This window comes from Bacillus sp. Xin1 (assembly GCF_013314535.1).
GTDB lineage: Bacteria > Bacillota > Bacilli > Bacillales > Bacillaceae_G > Bacillus_A.
Genome location: NZ_JABUAE010000155.1, coordinates 1 through 771 on the forward strand (window position 1 = coordinate 1; position 771 = coordinate 771).

General features: G+C 36.3%; 1 protein-coding gene and 1 pseudogene. Both read left to right on the forward strand.

Translation table 11 applies throughout. From position 1 onward, the window contains the following. Positions 1-475, forward strand: a 475-nt coding sequence (locus HRG09_RS28225) for a MerR family transcriptional regulator (RefSeq protein ID WP_254610209.1), incomplete at its 5' end; no start/stop codon positions are given. A gap of 20 nt (positions 476-495) precedes the next feature. After that, positions 496-771, forward strand: a pseudogene (locus tag HRG09_RS28230) (hypothetical protein); the annotation flags it as partial.

Here is a 771-nt window from a genome sequence, read left to right on the forward strand (position 1 = left end):
GCAATTAAAAGTTCGTAACCAGGTGTTACAGACTGAAAATGATGAACTGAAAAAGAAGATAAAAGAAACACTTCCTTCGGAACAGGAACAAGAACGACAAGCGTATCTTTCAGCGGTAGAAAAGTTTATTCAGTTATCCTTTCATCGAGAAAAACAAGGATATGAGGAACGGAGAGAACAGTCAAAAAAATTAATGAAAGATGAAGTGTTTCAGCTCTTTTATCCAACGGATACATTCGAAATGGGGGACACATACGTATCTAAGCCATCTGATATGAAGTTATACTTACAAGATTATAGGATTGGTGCTTCTCAGGTAGAAGCGATCGCAGAATTTCAAAATACCGTGACGATTGGTGCGAATGGAACAACGGATAAAACGAAAAATGTGATGAAAGTAACGGTGCAGAAAAATCAAGAGAATTGGCACGTAACCAATGTAGAAGAACTAGAGGTTCAAATCATTGCATCTTAAAAAAGTGAGGTGTTGAGTAAATGGAAGTTGTAAATAATGGTGTGAATTTAAGACGTAAAAAATCATGGATATATGGCTTGATTGTAGGATTTATGTTTTTTGGCTTTTTTGGCTTTTTCACTTCGAAATTATATTTACCCTATGAAGAACCAGTCTATCATACAGAGCTGAAAAAGCCGGTTACGTTATTTGGAAATCGAACCGTGACGATAGAGAAAAGAGCGTATGATCCAGCTTCTCATACAATAGAAATGTTTCTTCATGTAGAGGGAGGAGATGGAGAACAATATCAGTTC